Below are 15,041 nucleotides of genomic sequence, written 5' to 3'. Positions count from 1 at the left end.
GCAAAAAGGCGGCCTCATCCGGTTTTGGAGAGGCCGCTTTTTTTGTTTTGGCTGAGTTGATCCGTAAAGGAGTTCGAATGAACGCCAAACTAATCATTTAGTCCCTTTCCACCCAGAATTTGCTGCTTATATTTTTCGATCCTCGATACGCGGGTTTTGGATTGTTTGGGTTCGGAAAAATAAAACATGTAGGCTCTTTGCCGTCCCGGCGTCAATGCTTCAAAAGCAGTTTTCAAGGCAGGCATTTCATCGAATTTAGTTTGAAGTTCTTCAGGAATGACGTAGTCGGTATTCTTTTTAAAATTCACTTCCAAACCGGCTTTTTCAACTTCAATGGCTTCATGAATATAGGCTTTCAAGATGGTTTCCATCTCAACGATTTCTTGAACGTTGGTGAACCGAATCTGGCGCCCCGCCTGTACATTCACCGTTTGTTGGATTAGGATACCATCGGCATCTTTTAACAAGGAACCTTTGTGAAACAGAAGCGCACAGTATTCTTTAAATCCATGGATTAAAACGATGTTTTTATTCTGAAACGTGTAACAAGGATGCATCCACTTAAAATCTTCGGTCAGCTCACAGTCAAGAACGATAGTTCTCAGCTTCTCGTATTCTTCTTTCCACTTTTTAGCCTTGCTTAAAAATTCATTAACCTTAGGATGTAGTGCGCTATCTGTCATGAAGGAACACCTCTGTTCAATTTTGATTTCTTTTTATTCGACGTTCTGTTCTCGTACTCCTTGCTATCAAGGCAGCGAAACGATGCCGGGTCATGTTCCAAGCTGCAATCCCATTAAACCGTCATGTGACGCCGAGCACTGCGCGCTGGGAGCTTCGCACGGTACGGAAAAGCGGCTCATGCGTCTCTTCAGTCGACTAGGGTCGACTAGGGTAGCTATTCCCGTTCTGGATAGGGTGAATACCAGATGCGGATAAGCCCCTAACGAACACGCACTGTGGCCGAAAAAATTACACGCAAAAAACACCACTGCCCCGGAGGACAGTGGTGTTCGGATTACGCGCCTATTTCGCGGACAGTTCCAGGATCGCCTGCACGATCGCTTCCGCATCCCAGCCGACGATCCGGTCGGCATTCTGCTTCACGATCAGGGAAGGCTCTCCCGGTTCCGGGGTCCGGACGGCGATAAGCGGCTTGTTCATTTCGCTTGTGCTTGCGATGATTTCTTTGTTGACCCACCTGCTGTAGGCGGGGCGTGCATCGGCCGGAATCAGCACGGCGTGACAGTATTTCATTTTGCCGCGCACAGCCTCGTATAGGGAACGCTCGTTTCCCGCAATGGCGGACGGGTGATCTTCCGGCAGCAGAAAGGTTTCGAAGCGGAAGCCCCGTTCCCGGTAGGTTTGCAGCAGTGCAACCAGCTCGCGGAAGGCTGCCTTGTAATTCCAGGCATAGCTCAGATACAAGCTGGTTTTATAAGATTTTGCCGGGGGCAGCACATAGTTCGCCTCCTTGGAACCAGGGTTTTATTCGATGCCCTTGATCCAGGCGTTCACTTTGTCGGCATTCGCATCGGCCCATTCCTTGGCCGCATCTTCCGGCGACTTGCCTTCCTGGATAGCGACCATCACCTTAGCCATATCGTCCGGGGTCCATTCGAACTGGTCCAGGAACTTGTAGGCGTTCGGCTGGTCTTCTTTCAATCCTTTGCGGGCAAGGGTGCGAATTTCTTCTTCGCCGCCGTAAACGCCTTTGGGATCGGCCAGATATTTCAGCTCCATTTTGGCGAACATCCAGTGCGGCGTCCAGCCGGTTACGACGATCGGCTTTTGCTCTTTATACGCCTTTTGCAGCTCCTGCGCCATGGCGGCCGAAGAGCTTTCGACCAGCTTGTAGCCGGAGAGGCCGTAGTCGGCGACCGCTTTTTCCGAGGACATCATAATGCCCGCTCCGGGTTCGATTCCGATGATCTGGTTGTTCAGCGACGCGGCGACATCGGCTTTCTTGAGATCCTCGATCGAGTCGATCTTCATGTAAGCGGGAACGGCAAGTCCCGTCTTCGTGCCTTTCAGGTTGGCGCCTAGATCGTCTACGCTGGATTTATACTTCTCCAGATAGGAGGCGTGAGTGCCGGGAAGCCAGGCGGCAACCATGGCATCCGCGCTTCCGTCGGCGATACCGGCCCACATCGGCCCGGCGTCAACCTGGAGCATTTCGACTTTGTAGCCCAGTTTGCTCTCCAGTACGTATTTGGCGACGTTCGTGCTGGCAATCTCCGAATCCCAAGCTACGTACGCCAGCTTGACGGATTTGCCTTTGGCGCCCCCGGTGGAACAACCGGCGACCAGTGCAACGGCGAGAACGACGGACAACAACAAACTCCATTTTTTAAAAATAACGATGACACCCCTTATTTCGATTTTTTCTTTTTAAACACATTCTGGGTCAAACGATCCAGCAGGATAGCCATGATGACGATGGCGATACCGGCTTCGAAGCCGACGCCAGTCTTGGCCTGCGTGACGGCCCGGTACACGTAAGCGCCGACCCCCTGCGCCCCGATCATCGAGGAGATGACGACCATGGACAAGGACAGCATGATGGTCTGGTTCACGCCGGCCATGATCGTCGGCATCGCGAGGGGCAGCTGCAGCTTGACCAGTTTCTGGGCCGGTGTCGAGCCGAAGGCGTCGGCCGCCTCTACCAGCTCTTCCGGCACTTGCCGGATACCGAGGTTGGTCAGGCGGATCGTAGGCGGAATCGCGAAAATAATCGAAGCGATTACGCCCGGCACGACGCCGAGGGAGAAGAACGACACGGCGGGAAGCAGGTAGACGAAGGCGGGCATCGTCTGCATGAAGTCGAGCACGGGCGTCACGATATTTTGCAGCAGCGTATGCCGTGCGCAGAGAATACCGATCGGCACCCCGATCACGATGGACAGGATGGACGCCGTCAGGACCAGCGCAAGCGACTGCATGGACAGCTCCCAGAAGCCCAGGTTGTCGATCAGCAGCAGGCCGATAAACGCGAAAATCGCGATCCGCCAGCGGCCGATCCAGTAGGCAAGCGCCGTGATCAGGACGATCAGAACGAGCGCGGGAAGCGCGGTCAGAGCGGTCTCGATGGAGCCGACCATAGCGGCGATGACCGCTTTGATGGCGCCGAAAAGCGGCCCGAAGTGATCGGTGAGCCAGCTTTCAAGGAATTCGACCCAGCTGCCGAGCGGAAGTTTAGGGAGGTTCATCGCACGCCACCCGCTTCCGGTTCCGCATTTCCGGCCAGGGCCGAAAGTACCGCTCCTTTAATGACGATGCCTTTCAGCCGGTCTTCCTCGTCGACGACGGCAACGGGAAGCCGGGTTTCGGACATCATTTCGAACAAGTCGTTTAGAAGTGTTCCGGGTGAAACAGTCGGAATAGAGCGCTGCATGACCTGCTCCAGCGACTTGCCTTCTTTGAGAGCCTGAAGGGCATCTTCCGCGGTCACGATACCGAGCAGCTTCATCCCTTTGCTCGTCAGATACAAGCTGGACACGCCGCTGTCGCGCATAAGCTGAAGGGCTACCCGCGGCCCCCTTTCGAGGGAGATCGTTTCCGGCTTTTTCATAACATGGGCCGCCGTAAGGACTTTGGACAAATCCACGTCTTCGACGAAACGTTCCACGTATTTGTTGGCCGGCTGAATCAGAATTTCCTCAGGCGTGCCGATCTGGACGATGGTGCCGTCTTTCATAAGGGCGATCCGGTCTCCGATGCGCAGCGCTTCATCCAAATCATGTGTAATGAAGACGATCGTTTTCTTCAATCTGGATTGGAGCTCCAACAGTTCGAGCTGCATATCCTTGCGGATGAGCGGGTCCAATGCGCTGAACGCTTCATCCATAAGCAGGATTTCAGGGTCGTTGGCCAGTACGCGGGCAAGGCCCACGCGCTGCTGCATACCGCCGCTGAGCTGGTCCGGACGGCTGTCTTCCCAGCCTTCGAGTCCGACAGCCTTCAGAGCGGTGCGTGCCATGTCAGTTCTTTTTTTACGTTCGACACCCTGAATTTCAAGTCCGTATTCCGCATTTTCAAGTACGGTCCTGTGCGGGAAAAGAGCGAATTTCTGAAAAACCATCCCGATATTTTTCCGCCTGAATTGGCGGAGCTGCTCGGGGTTCATTTTAAGCACATCGGTTCCGTTAAAAAGAACCTGGCCTCCCGTCGGCTCGATGAGCCGGTTTAACAGACGGACGAGCGTCGATTTGCCGCTTCCCGACAGTCCCATAATGACGAAGATTTCTCCTTGTTCAATCGAAAACTCCGCTTTATTGACCCCCACGGTCAGTCTGTGTTCTTTCAAAATCTGTTCTTTGGTGCGGCCTTGATCCAGCAGGGTCAAAGCTCTCTTGGGGTCCGATCCGAATACTTTGGTAAGTTGTTTTACCTCAATGATAGGCATGTGGACCTCCTTTCCTGGGTCTTTTGACTGGCTTGCTGACTTGTTTCAGTGTAACGGCATTCTTTTTTGACCGTCAAAGTCCATATAAGCTTATAAATGTTTGTACAGTTTTAACTTTACGTACAATACGTTAAGTATGCTCCGTATAACGCCGTATTCCTTCTTTCGTGTTTTCTTTACTTATCGAGGGGACTTTGATTACAATACAATTTAGAGGTTTAGAAGCAGCAGCTTGTTCCTCAGGAGGGAAATCATGAACGATCTCAGCGGCTTTACGACAGAGCAGAGCCAGAAAATTCAAAAAAACCGTGAACGGGTTATTGATTCCATTGGCAAAAATATGGATTTATACGGCATTACCTTGTCTATCGGGCACTTATATGGTTATATGTATTTCAATAACGGCCCCGTCACACTGGATGAACTCAGCAAAACGATGGGGATGAGCAAGACTTCCATGAGTACCGGCGTCCGGACGCTGATGGATTTGAAGATGATCGATAAGGTATGGGGAAAAGGCACACGCAAAGACCTGTACGAAGTGGAACCGGACTGGTACCAGAATTTCAGCGATTTTTTCTCCATTAAATGGCGTAAAGCGGTGGAGGGGAATATGAATGCCCTCAACAAATCGCTCGTCGAACTGCGGCATATGAAGAAGGAATATGAAGAGAGTCCGGAGCTCCAGGCCGTGCTGGAAGCGGACGAAGCGAAAATCGCGCACGCCATAGACTATTACAAGTGGCTGCTGAGGCTGATCGAGGCGATGGAAACCGGCAAGATCTTCGAGCTGATTCCGAAAAAACCCCGGGAACCCGCTTCAGACGAAGCCGGTCGGCCGGAGCGCGACGGGAAAGAATAAGAAAAAGGACAAGCCCGGGCTTGTCCTTTTTTATTTGGAGAGAATGCCGCAGCCCGGGGGACAGCGGAATAACCCCGAGGAGACCGGCACTGCGGGCCGGGGTTTGAACCTGCGCCTAAATAGCTTATTATAGAAGGAGTATAAGCTTTGTATTTCGCCCGTTAGGAGTGGGACCGGATGACCTTAAATGAAAAGATTGCCGCCTATGTCGAATTGATGAATGAAGCACGGGAAATTTCGAACAGGGCAAACGGCTGGGCCTACGAACTCCGGCAAACGGCGGTTCGGATAGGTTTCGAAGCTACCGCCGCGGCGGAACATGCCGCTCTTATGGCGGAAATCGTGAGGGAAAACACGGAATCGGGCTCCTTATCCAAGCTGATTCATGCCAGCCGCGAAGCCGCATCGAGAGCGGCGGAAGCTACGCTGAAGGCTTTGGAAGCCATCAAAGCAGCCAATGTGGCAGATCATGAAGCGACCGAAGCTTTCGAACGCACGCGTGAAGCGGCGGAAAAATTGACGGAAGCCCTCCAAATTGAAGGATATTGACGTAAGCGAACGCAAGCCGCGAACGCAAATGCAAACGCATACGCAAGTCACGAACGAAACGTATCGCATACGCAAAAAGCGCCCATGAGGGGCGCTTTTTTTATTCGGCGGCCGTCAGTTTGGCGGCTCTGCGGTATTCGCCCGGCGTCTGCCCCGTCCACTTTTTGAACATGCGGTTGAATGAGGTGATGTTCCGGTAGCCGATGCGCAGACCGACTTCCACAATGTTGAGCTGAGTTCCTGTCAGCAGCTCCTGCGCTTTGGAAACCCGGATGGCGTTCAGATGATCGCTGAAATTCGCTCCCGTTTTTTCCTTGATGTAGACCGATAAATAGGCGCTCGACATCTGGAGGCGGTCCGCAAGATTTTCGAGGGAGAGCTCATCCCCGTAGCCGTCCCGGAGAGCGTCCATGACGAACCGGATCACGGGATCTTCCGTATCTTTCTTCTCGTAGATAAGCGCGGCCGTGGAGAAGAACAGCTCCCGGTAGCCTTCGACATAGTCCTCGAAGGTGCAGCACTCCTTGATCCGCCGGATCAGCGGTTTGACGGGCCAGGCGGCATCCTGCCCGATTTTGTAGATGTCCATGAGCTTCCATATCTTGGCCGCGATGGAATCCGCAAGCTGCCTGAACTGGACGACGCCCGCCCCCGACTCGCGCATTTCGGCAAGCTGCCGGCCGATCAGCTCCAGGGCGCCCTTGTCGTCCCCCGCCTGAAGGCAGGCGTTCAGCTCCTGCTCCCGGGCGGGGCCAAGCGCGCAAGCCTGAAGGCCGGACCGCGTTTCAAGGATGAACTGCGTCTCCTCCGCCAGGGTGGCCTGTCCCGCTCTTTCCAGCGCCTGCCGGTAGGCATCGTTGAACTGGGAAGCGTGCTCGAACCGCGAACTGATCGCCACGGCCGCCAGGCACTGCTCCTTGTCGGAATCGAACAGCTGCCGGATATCCCCGAGCATGGCCTGAAGCGTGTCCGGAGCCAATGCGCCGCTGATGACCGTTAAAATCTGGTTCTTCTCCATCTGGAACGTATGCGAACCGGGACTGTGTTCTCTCAGAAGCACGTCGAGATGCTCACGGTAATAGGAGGCAAGCCGCTCGTGCGGGGCGGGTCCCTCGCCCGGTTTCGCCTGCCGGAACCGGAGTTCATAGACGATAATCTGGAAGCTTTCGTCGCTCGCGATAAAATCCTGCCATTCGTGAATATCCGTATGAATGCTTCTCAGCTTGTTAATGTAGCTGTACTTCGTAAGAAGCGACTGCCGGCTGTGGAGCTCGCTGCGGATTTCGGCCTTTTCCTTGAGCAGATCGGCGATCTTCTCCTGGATGAACGCGAACTCCCGGATCGCGCTGGGCTCGCCGCCGCCGCCGCTTCCGCTCATAAACGCGGAAACCAGCTGTTTGACGGGCCGGTTGATCCGGCGGCTGCTCAGCAGGGAGACGGCAAGGGCGATGCCGAGCGACAGAAGGAAAATCGCCAGCAGCGTCCAGTTCAGCTTCCGGAGCTGGGAGGCCACGCTGGCATTGGGAACGCCGGTGATATACGTCAGCCCGTCGTCGCCTGTATAGCGGAAATAAACCATTCCGTCCGCAACGGCGGTTCCGCTATTTTCTTCGAATGCGGGAAGCCCCGCCGGATCTCCGCTTTCCCCCGTCCCGAAAAGAACGCTTCCATCGCCATTCAGCACGTAAAAGAGACGCCCGTCTCCACCCTCGCCAAGAAAATCTTGCCGCGTCTTATTCACGTCGAGATAAGCCGTAACGAGGTAGCTGCTGCCGCTCAGATGAAAACTGACGGGCAGCAGGTTCTTCTCGGCAGGCGAATTCCAGACCGTCTTGAAATCCGCTGCGGGCAGCAGGGAGAACGCATCCGCCGATTTCAGGCGGTTTTCCCAGAAGCCGAGCGGGTAAGCGGCGCTTTTGTACAGCCGGTCGTACTGGTCTTCCGCACTGCTGCTGCCGTCCTTATCGAGCGTGACGCCGTGCGGCAGGAAATACACCACGAGGTTGTCGAGAAACAGATGCGGGTTTGCGGTATCCGTACGGAGCCGGGTAACGATGCTTTTCGCCTCCAGATAACGGAGCTCTTCATCCGTGGCGCCCTGCAGATGCCGGTTGAAAGCGATCACGCCGGGGTCGTTATACGTATTGAAAAGAAGCGTTTTGATCCGGGACAAATGCGTGCTGTATTTTTCGGCCGTATTTTTGAGCATGGACTGGTTGTGAGCGATAATTTCGCCGTGATATTTGGTCTTGAAATAAGCGAAGGCCGCCAGGTCGAACGCGGCAAACAATCCTATAATGACGAGAAAACTGATCAGCGTCGTTAGGAACAGGGAGGTCGGTCTCGTTTTGTTGAAAGGCATCGTAGGAACTCCTTATTCGTTTGGTGGAAAAAGCGGCTGGTCTGCTTCTATTGTACGAGCCGAATGTTAGGGGAGTGTATACGAACAGAAGAATTTGCCGCACCCTTGCACGGCCCCTATCCGGAGTCATAAGGGGAACATCCGCAAAAAAAAGGGCGGTACACGGTCGCCGCCGTATACTGCCCTTTGCTTATTCCTGCTCTTTAACGGCAGAAAGCTTGCGCCGCCGTACGCTGATTTCATCCAATGAAATTTCGTTCGGATCGATCATGCCGGTAAATTGGTCGTCGTAAGTTAGATCCGCCGTTACGGCATGCCGTTCTCCCCGTTCGTAGAAAACAATGTCGGCGGGCGTGTTCGTTCCGTAAAAGCGGGAGAGCGCCTTTACAAAATCGTAATACGTCGGAACCGGCATTCCTCCGAGGGTCGTCACGATAATCCCGCTGCGCAAACCGGCCCGGTGGGCCGGACTGTTCGGGTACACGGTTCCGATGAAGTTCCCCCGTACGCCGGACGCGGCAAGCCCTTGCTCTTCCAGCTGTGCGGCGGTTGCCGTATAATTCATGACCCCCAGGCGGGGATAATTAAAAATCGAGTTGCGCAGGTCCAGGCCAAGCTCGATAGTATTTTTCAGATGAAATAGAGATTGTCTCCATCCCGTTTCCCCGCATTCCCTGACCCATTGCATCCTTTCATCCTCCGTGTAGCCTTCAACGGTTACGGTCACCTTGGTACAAATGCCCCCGTCGATCGGCTCGAAAGCGAAGGAGGTTCTTAAGTTGTATTCCCAGAGGGAGCCGTCCGGCAAAATGGACGTGTAGCGCTCGTCGAACCGGATAAGCTCCGGTTTAACGCATTCGGTGCAGACGGCGCGATTCGTTAATTCTCCGATTACGAGGGTGAGCTCGTCCCCTTGGGCGATATCAGGCTGTGCCCCCGAATAAGTCGCGATGTCGCTCAAAAAATGTTTCCAGCCCTCCGCTGTCGCCACATACCACCAGATCTCGTCCGCAGAAGCGTCGATATAAACCGAATTGACGGTTTTTCCTCTGTCCGCATTCATCCTGAAAGCAGTCCTCCTCCGCATGATACTGATACCCTGATCCTACCTTATTTTGCGAACAAATGATCGGTTTTTATCGGCATTCTGCCGGAATAAAAAGCCGAGCGGCCGAGAAGAAAAGCGTTCTATAATGCGGCAAGCGCACGTTTTATTTCGGCCGACAGGTCCGGAGGTGGTGTTTGGATGACAAAAATGAATGTGGTTATCCCGGTTTACAATCAAGCCTACGCCTTATCTTTGACTTTGCACGGGTTAACCAGGCAGGCGCCCCCTTATAACCGGTGTCCGGTTATCGTCGTAGACGACGGGTCCGAAGAGCCGGTCCATGCCGTTGCGGAAGCTTACAGGGGGCAACTGAATCTCACTTACGTGCGCATCCCCCGCAGCGGCAGGGCGGCTGCCCGTAATGCCGGAGCGAAGCTTCTGGACGAAGGATGCGTCCTGTTCTGCGATGCCGACCGGATACCGAGGCCGGGATTCATCGAAGCGCATGAACAAGCCCGCCGGAAGCACGGGAACCACTTCGTGGTGGGGCAGGTCCGGGAGCTCTACGTCCCGGATGCGGAGCATAACCGGGATCTGGTGCTGGCCCGCTATTGGGAGCAGAAATATGACCGCATTCCGCAGTACTGCCGGCTCGTTTACCGGCTGTTTACCGGCAGCGGGTCGACGGCTTCGCCCGTTCCGTGGATAGCCGCCTTGAGCGGGAATATGTCCCTTCCTCTGGAGCTGTTCCGGGATCTGGGGGGCTTCGACGACTCGTTCCGCGAGTGGGGCTTCGAGCATCTGGAACTGGGCTACCGGGCCCACCGCCGGCAGATTCCCTTCGCGTACTGCAAGGAAGCGGTAAATGTGCATCTGGCGCATCCGCGGCGGGGCGCCTCTTATGCGGACTTTATCCGGCAGAGCCACGACACGTTTTTCCGCAAGCATCCTCACCCGGTCGTAGGGGCTTTCTATGATTTTATGATGGGCAGAATCAGCCGGATCCAGCTTGAGAACCTGGCCTCAACGGGTATGCTCGGCAGCGCGGGAAAAAACACTTCCGACGAATACGTCCGGATTCTCAATTTCAAGGCATGAACCAAACCGAAACGGGGGAAGGACGATTGTCACAACAACGTTTGCAGACTGACGCCGACTCTTTTTTGAGAAAAGCGAACCGCGAGCTGGCCGGTTTATACGTCCCGATGATGAATTCGCTCTGGAAAGTGATCACGACGGGCGAATTCCGCTACGTCAAGCAGTGCGAACAAGATGAGAAGGCTTATCAGGAGGCGCTTGCCTCTCCGGCCCTGCGCGAGCGGGCCGAATATTGGCTGAACCGTCCGGGCCTGTCCGCAGACCAGGAGCGCCAGCTGCATGTATTGAAGGCTGAAATGGCGGAGTACCGGATGGAGGCGGACGAAAGGCAGACCGCCGCTTCGCTGTGGAACGACCTGCATTACACAATCGGCACGTTCCGCGCGGAAGCGGGCGGCGCTCTGCTGTCGGAGCATGCGGTACTGGTCCTGATGCGCAGGCTCAAGGACGGCCGGCAGCGCAAGCAGATCTGGCAGGCGGGAATGCGGCTGGGCGAGCTCACCGCGCCCAAGCTTCTGGAGCTGGTCAAGCTCCGCAACCGGGCTGCCCGGCGGCTCGGCTACGACGATTACTTCGCGATGAAGCTAGAGACCGCCGGGATCGGGCTCGACAAGCTGACGGAGCTGATCGGGCAAATCCGCGGCGGTTTGGATTTAGCCTACCGGGAGGTGAAATGCGGGATCGACCTGGAATTGGCCGACCGGTTTCACATCGCGCGAGGCGAGGTCCGCTCCTGGCATTATACGCATCCGTTTTTCCAGACGCATTTTGCGGTGGAGGAGCCGCTTGCGGCGGGCACGGATGAAATGGCGGACAAGGTGTCCGGGTGGCTGCTGGAACGCGGCTTCGATCTGAGCGCCGTCATCCGCAGGGCGGATCTGGCGGAGCGTCCGGGCAAAGGCCAGGCGAACTGCTGCCTGAACCTGGACCGGAGCCGGGATATCCGCATGTGCTGCAACCTGTCCCCGGACACGAAGGGGCTTGCGGTGCTGCTCCATGAAACGGGGCATGCCCTTTTCGAGAAGGAGCTCGATCCTTCGCTTCCGTTTCTGCTGCGTCAGCCGGCCCATCCCTTCCTGAGCGAGGGCGCCGCCCTGCTGATGGAAAGACTGGCGTGGGATGCGGAGTGGAGGCAGGGGCTGTTCGGCGGGCAGCCTGAGGCCGATGTCCGGTCCGGTCAAGAACGGCTGCGGAAAGAAACGCTGGTCAGGCTGTATTGGACACTGACTCTGGTGGAATTCGAGAAGCAATTATACGCAAATCCCGATCGGCCGTTAAACGGCCTATGGTGGGATCTCGTGGAAGACGTGCAGGGCATTCCCCGGCCGGCCGAGTGGGATTATCCGTACTGGGCGGCCAAGGCGCATCTGTCGACGCTCCCGGTCTATTACTACAATTACCTGCTCGGCGAGGCGGCCGCCTCCCAGTTTCAGCACACGCTTCAGGCCCGCTTCAAGGAATGGCACGGGCAAGAAGCGCTGCAGCATCTGCGGAAGGAAGTGTTCCGTCCGGGAGCCTCTGCAAGCTGGCGGGAGTTGCTGGCCGGGGCCACCTTCCACGAGCTGAACCCGTTTTTTCTGATCCGTCAGCTGCAAGGCTAATTTTCGTATCTTAAGGAGGATGCCGGTATGGCAACGATTCATATCCAGAAGAGGACGGTCGTTTCCCGTATGGAACGGGATTCGTCCGAACCGGTTAACAGCCAGGTCAAGACGTATACGCTCACGCCCGAGGAGCTGGACTATTACCGCAGGCTGCCCCTGTCCGCTGCGGACAAGGCGTTCAAGCCCGGACTTAAAGTGATGGCCATGGAACGGAGGGACGGAAATGGGGACGGCAGCCGAGAACCTGATCCGGCAGTTGGATCGCTTGTCGGAGGAACTAAAGGGGACGCTCACGCCGGAGAAGCTGGAGGGGCTTGACGAATGGTTCCGTCTGGAGGCGCCGGAGGCGTGCAGAAACGCCTCTCGTTTGCCGTTTCCGTATAACCAGCGGATACTCCGCCACTTCCGCCGCATGGGGGAGGAAGAACGGCCTTTGCCGGCTATCGCCGGCTTTCTTCGTCACGGGCTGGATGCGATATACGATATTTTGCGCGATTATCAATCCGCTTAAAAGAAATATTTTTCATATAAATCTAGAATAGTCAAAAAAATCCTAATGTCCTGCAAGAGAACCTGATCTTTCTTTCTTGCGGTTTGATACCATGACGGCACCGAAACCATTACGTGTAGGGGGAATGGGTGCCAGTGGACGTGCTACTTATTATCAGCCATCAGCTTAAGGAAGACGAGTTCGAACGAGTACAGAGGTTGTTTTCCCATATGTCTATCATTGCCGAATCGGATTTTAAAGCAGTCGCAAGCTCGCTTCGTCGGCAGGAAAAAGCGCACAAGCTATTCGTTTTCTTGTCTTTCGACGAATCGCTCCCGGAGGAATGGAAAATCGAGGAGCTTCAGCTGCAAAGCCCGATTATGGTGCTGCTTAAAGTGAACAAACGCGATCTTTTCGTGTTTTATTCTTTTCTCGATTCGGTGGGGCTTTTATCCAAGCCGTCCGCCGCTTTGCCGGGCAAGCCGGAAATTTCGCCGCTTCTATATCAGTCTCTTGAATATATCGAACAAAATTTATGCGAAAACGACCTGTCTTTGGAGAAAGTGGCATCGAGTATTTTCGTCAGCCGGTGTCATTACTCCAGGATGTTTAAAGAATATTTCGGCTTCGGCTTCAAGGAATACGTGATGAACAAACGGATTCAGAAGGCGAAGGCCATGCTGCAAAAAGGAGTGCCGGTCACGGATGTATGCTATGCCGTCGGCTATGGAGATTTAACGCATTTCGGCCGGGTCTTCAAAAGGCTGGTCGGGATAAACCCTTCGGTTTACCGGGGACAAAGGCGGGAAGCGCCGTCCTGCGGATAACGGGAAAGGGGGAGGATTTATGGAAACGGAGCCGATTCGCTCCCGTTATTTCAACCGGCTCACGATCGGGCCGGGCGGGCGGTCCGTCCGCAAAACGAGCCGCCACGACAAGAAACTCCGCGACGAGATCAACTGGTACCTGAATCTGCCGGAGGCATTACAAACGTATATCCCCGGTATTCTGGGCTACTCGCTGCAAGATCGTGTGTATCTGCATTTGGAGTACATCCAGGCTCCGACTTTATCGGAGCTGTACATGAGCGGGCGGCTGGATCAAGAAGGGTGGGCGGGCGTCTTTGCCCGGCTGGACCAGCTCTTCGGCCGGTTTGCCGCCTTCCCCGCCGAGCTGGACCCAGCCTGTTTGCACGAGATGTACATCGGCAAGACTCAAACCCGCATGGCGGCCTTTTTGAACGGCAACGAGCGGGCCAGACGGTTTTACAACCAGGGCTATTACCGGTTGAACGGAACGATGGTGCTCTGCCCCTTCCGGATTTTCGAAAGCCATCTCGAAGATTTCCGGTCCCTGCTCGGTAATCCGGCTATCGCCGTTCTGCACGGTGACCTCTGCTTCTCCAATGTGCTCTATGCGCCGGACAAACAGGCCGTCAAACTGGTAGATCCCCGGGGCAGCTTCGGCATTCCGGGGATCTACGGCGACCGGCGGTACGACCTGGCGAAAATCAGACACAGCTTGAACGGGTACGAGCATATTGTTCACGGGCGTTATTCTCTGCAAACGGCGGGCAATGACATCCGGCTGGAAATCCCGTTTACGGACGGACAGCTCCGGCTTCTCCGCGACTGGGACCGGTATTTGGGCGGTCGTCTCCGGGATGTCGCCAAGATCGAGGCGCTGCTGTTCCTTTCGATGCTGCCTCTTCACAGGGAGAGCCCGGAGCGCCAGCTGGCTTTGTACGCTGTGGCAACCCGCCTGCTGTATGAAATTTTTGCCGATTAGAAACCCCTTGTTAAGCCGAGGATTCGGGCGCTCATTCTTCTATACTGAAAAGGAACCCACAGAAAAAGGAGAGTGACAAGAATGAATCAGACGGCAGCAAAATTTGTGATAGCAACTGCGATTCTCGTTTCGCCTGCGGCAGGAACAGCCCTGCAGGCAAGCGCTCAAACCGCTGCGGTTCAGGCCCAGCCGGCGGTTCAACCGGCCGGCCAGGCTGCGCAGGCTGTACAGGCGGCGCCATCGGGCACATTGTCCCAAGCCGGAGTTTCCGACGCGAAGACGGAGTTCCGGGAAACTTTGCGGGAGTTTGGCGGAGGCGGCAATTTCTCCCCGTCAGTTGTGACGAAAACTCCGGCGTAAATCCCAGAAGAGATAAGCGTCCGACGCTTATCTCTTCTGCATTTCAGGCAGGCCGGGGCCGGGAAGGCTCGCGGTTTACGAAACTTCCGCAGGTTGAAGTCACCCGGTAAAGCCGAGAGAGCGGGGCGCAATTTTTCTATACTGAAGAAGTAGTCCATCCGAGCAAAGGAGGTGAATCGAATGAAAGAGATGACGTCTAAATTTATCATCGCCACCGCTATTCTGGCGGCTCCTGCGGCGGCCACCGCCCTGAACGTAAGCGCCCAGACCGTGGCTGTCCAGAGTCAGCCTCCGGTGATTTCCGAAGGTAGCCCTGTCACTGTGGCGGCTTCTCCGCAATTCAGCCCTGCCGCGGCGGAAACAACGGCTGAGACTCAGCCGCACGCTTCCGCCGGTATCGTTGAATTAGCCGAGGCGGAACCTTCTTTTACGATCAATGTGTTTAAGAAGACATTGGCTTAAGCGAGCCGGACAA

At 55.4% G+C, this 15,041-nt stretch carries 17 protein-coding genes; 10 read left to right on the top strand and 7 right to left on the bottom strand.

Going from position 1 to position 15,041, the window contains the following annotated elements; translation table 11 throughout:
- Positions 1-89: 89 nt before the first annotated feature.
- The 5 genes from AC58P5_RS14135 to AC58P5_RS14115 form a co-directional block, all read right to left on the bottom strand.
- Positions 90-683, bottom strand: a complete 594-nt coding sequence (locus tag AC58P5_RS14135; RefSeq protein WP_497387445.1) for a YdeI/OmpD-associated family protein — start codon at positions 681-683, stop codon at positions 90-92.
- 343 nt (positions 684-1,026) lie between these two features.
- Complete coding sequence (locus tag AC58P5_RS14130) at positions 1,027-1,461, bottom strand: TIR domain-containing protein (RefSeq protein WP_497387443.1); 435 nt, start codon at positions 1,459-1,461, stop codon at positions 1,027-1,029.
- Positions 1,462-1,488: 27 nt separating this feature from the next.
- Positions 1,489-2,334, bottom strand: a complete 846-nt coding sequence (locus AC58P5_RS14125) for a glycine betaine ABC transporter substrate-binding protein (RefSeq protein WP_497387441.1) — start codon at positions 2,332-2,334, stop codon at positions 1,489-1,491.
- A gap of 38 nt (positions 2,335-2,372) precedes the next feature.
- The gene (locus tag AC58P5_RS14120) at positions 2,373-3,209 is read right to left on the bottom strand and encodes an ABC transporter permease (protein WP_497387439.1); all 837 of its coding nucleotides are present in this window, start codon (positions 3,207-3,209) and stop codon (positions 2,373-2,375) included.
- On the bottom strand, positions 3,206-4,405 hold the full coding sequence (locus AC58P5_RS14115; RefSeq protein WP_497387437.1) for a quaternary amine ABC transporter ATP-binding protein: 1,200 nt from the start codon (positions 4,403-4,405) through the stop codon (positions 3,206-3,208). The genes AC58P5_RS14120 and AC58P5_RS14115 overlap by 4 nt, the downstream gene beginning before the upstream one ends.
- Before the next feature lie 253 nt (positions 4,406-4,658).
- Between AC58P5_RS14115 and AC58P5_RS14110 the strand changes: the two genes are divergently transcribed.
- Together AC58P5_RS14110 and AC58P5_RS14105 are read left to right on the top strand one after the other, a co-directional pair.
- Complete coding sequence (locus AC58P5_RS14110; RefSeq protein WP_497387435.1) at positions 4,659-5,267, top strand: GbsR/MarR family transcriptional regulator; 609 nt, start codon at positions 4,659-4,661, stop codon at positions 5,265-5,267.
- 177 nt (positions 5,268-5,444) lie between these two features.
- Positions 5,445-5,816: a hypothetical protein gene (locus AC58P5_RS14105; protein WP_497387433.1), complete on the top strand. Its 372-nt coding sequence runs from the start codon at positions 5,445-5,447 to the stop codon at positions 5,814-5,816.
- 100 nt (positions 5,817-5,916) lie between these two features.
- Here the strand turns inward: AC58P5_RS14105 and AC58P5_RS14100 are convergent, their stop codons facing one another.
- A complete protein-coding gene (locus AC58P5_RS14100) occupies positions 5,917-8,178 on the bottom strand; it encodes an AraC family transcriptional regulator (protein ID WP_497387431.1) in 2,262 nt (753 codons plus the stop codon).
- Between the two features lie 190 nt (positions 8,179-8,368).
- On the bottom strand, positions 8,369-9,241 hold the full coding sequence (locus AC58P5_RS14095; protein ID WP_497387429.1) for an SRPBCC family protein: 873 nt from the start codon (positions 9,239-9,241) through the stop codon (positions 8,369-8,371).
- Positions 9,242-9,424: 183 nt separating this feature from the next.
- On the opposite strand from AC58P5_RS14095, the gene AC58P5_RS14090 reads away from it, so the two are divergent.
- The 8 genes from AC58P5_RS14090 (at position 9,425) to AC58P5_RS14055 (ending at position 15,028) form a co-directional block, all read left to right on the top strand.
- Complete coding sequence (locus AC58P5_RS14090; protein WP_497387427.1) at positions 9,425-10,324, top strand: glycosyltransferase family 2 protein; 900 nt, start codon at positions 9,425-9,427, stop codon at positions 10,322-10,324.
- 26 nt (positions 10,325-10,350) lie between these two features.
- Positions 10,351-11,925: a M2 family metallopeptidase gene (locus AC58P5_RS14085; RefSeq protein ID WP_497387425.1), complete on the top strand. Its 1,575-nt coding sequence runs from the start codon at positions 10,351-10,353 to the stop codon at positions 11,923-11,925.
- Between the two features lie 27 nt (positions 11,926-11,952).
- Positions 11,953-12,246, top strand: coding sequence for a hypothetical protein (locus AC58P5_RS14080; RefSeq protein ID WP_497387423.1), 294 nt, complete (start codon positions 11,953-11,955; stop codon positions 12,244-12,246).
- Positions 12,194-12,439: a hypothetical protein gene (locus AC58P5_RS14075; RefSeq protein WP_497387421.1), complete on the top strand. Its 246-nt coding sequence runs from the start codon at positions 12,194-12,196 to the stop codon at positions 12,437-12,439. Before AC58P5_RS14080 ends, AC58P5_RS14075 begins: the two co-directional genes overlap by 53 nt.
- 134 nt (positions 12,440-12,573) lie before the next feature.
- On the top strand, positions 12,574-13,245 hold the full coding sequence (locus AC58P5_RS14070) for a helix-turn-helix transcriptional regulator (protein WP_497387419.1): 672 nt from the start codon (positions 12,574-12,576) through the stop codon (positions 13,243-13,245).
- 19 nt (positions 13,246-13,264) lie between these two features.
- Positions 13,265-14,206, top strand: a complete 942-nt coding sequence (locus AC58P5_RS14065; protein WP_497387417.1) for a hypothetical protein — start codon at positions 13,265-13,267, stop codon at positions 14,204-14,206.
- 81 nt (positions 14,207-14,287) lie between these two features.
- Complete coding sequence (locus tag AC58P5_RS14060; protein WP_497387415.1) at positions 14,288-14,566, top strand: hypothetical protein; 279 nt, start codon at positions 14,288-14,290, stop codon at positions 14,564-14,566.
- A 180-nt stretch (positions 14,567-14,746) separates the two neighbouring features.
- Complete coding sequence (locus tag AC58P5_RS14055) at positions 14,747-15,028, top strand: hypothetical protein (protein ID WP_497387413.1); 282 nt, start codon at positions 14,747-14,749, stop codon at positions 15,026-15,028.
- Positions 15,029-15,041: the final 13 nt, after the last annotated feature.

This window comes from Paenibacillus sp. JT31N7, from assembly GCF_059692095.1.
The sequence above is the reverse complement of the archived record's forward strand: the minus strand, read 5'-3'. Positions and strand labels throughout refer to the sequence as shown.